We start from the raw sequence: 1,456 nt of genomic DNA on the forward strand, positions 1-1,456 counted from the left end.
TTGCGGGAAAATTTGACCAAAATTGATCAAGCACTTGCGGAAGTTGAGGAAAAGGTAAACGAAAAGGCGCCTTTACAACACACGCATACGATCAACGAAATCGCAGATCTAGAAAGCGCTCTCAATGGCAAGATGGCAGCGGATAAAACTTTCTCATTTGCTGATTTAAGCGATATCGAGGGTGCACACGATGCTGCCAACAATTATGTTCTCTATAAATCAAGCAACAATAACTTCACCTTTGGGAGTGCTGTCTCACTGTTAGGCGCACATCAACATAAAACCGAAGATATCGTGGGGCTTGATGATTTTAGAGCCAAGATCAATGAAGATCTCACAAGCTATGGTCGCTTAGCCAGCCCAAATGAATGGCAAAATTATAATAAATTTACCAGCAAAGTCACTATGAGTGGTGGCTTAGAACTGTTGGGTAATTCGTCGTTTAACCTTATCCATAATGGTGAAGTGGTTACCAATTTAAACACAAACGGAAGCACCTTGAAAGGACCTTTAAAAGTTGATGGAGATCTTGTTTATACGAAAGCGCAAGTGGATGAAGCCATCTTGGCAGGAATAAAGAGGCTAAAAAAAGATTTGACCGATAAAATCACGAATTGGCCGGCACTTGCTGATGCTGAATTGCTCTATACGCAAGATGGAAAAATTCAATGGCCCGATTGGGTCACGGATAACACAAAAGTCGAAATCCAAGCTTGGGGTGGAGGTGGCAGTGGTGGTGGCGCTTATTCGTCAGGATTAGGAGGAGGTGGTGGTGGTGCCGGTTGTTCAGTCTGGTATGGCTACAAAGCCAGTCTAAATGGACATGAGAATATCACAATTGGTAAAGGAGGAGCTTCTGTTTCAGAGCAGTGTGTAAACGGTAAGTCTGGAGGAACAACGATCATTGGCAATAATTTTATCACCGCCACAGGAGGAAACTATGGTAGTGCTGGTTACTATAGTTCACGAAACGGTTATGTTACTGGCTACTATTCAGGACGTGGTGGTATTGGAGGGGTTGGGGGAAATTTTGGCTTGGCAACAGATGAACATCCAGGATTTTCCAAAGGTGGAAATGGTTATGCTGGGACAAACGGAATTACGAGCGAGACTAGCGGTAATGGCGGTGATGCTGGAGGTGATACATCAAGAGGTGGCTCTGGTGGAGTCGGCAAAGGTTCCTATAGTTCAGGAAAAGCAGGGCGTGGTTTTGGTGGTGGCGGTGCTGGTGCTCATGGACATGAGACTCCAAGTGGTGCTGGAGCGGATGGCGCTGTCCTCATAAGATTATGGAAAGATTAATTACATAATCAAAGAGAGCACAATTCAAATGGTGCTTATTGTATAAGCGAGCTTATATGATTTTCTTTCTTTAAAGCCCCCTTTGAAGATCTTTCAAAGCCCTTTAAAGAGCTTTTTGACTGACAGTGTCAGACTTATGGAGCATGGTGATGGT

General features: G+C 44.0%; 1 protein-coding gene. It reads left to right on the plus strand.

Annotated elements, in window-relative coordinates; translation table 11 throughout:
* The coding region (locus tag ACFINA_RS09540; protein WP_375615515.1) for a Bgr_08870 family protein at positions 1-1,302 on the plus strand (1,302 nt) is incomplete at its 5' end.
* Between the last annotated feature and the right edge of the window lie 154 nt (positions 1,303-1,456).

Origin of the sequence: Bartonella sp. AC10YNML (assembly GCF_042196825.1) — a bacterium.
Classification (GTDB): Bacteria; Pseudomonadota; Alphaproteobacteria; order Rhizobiales; family Rhizobiaceae; genus Bartonella.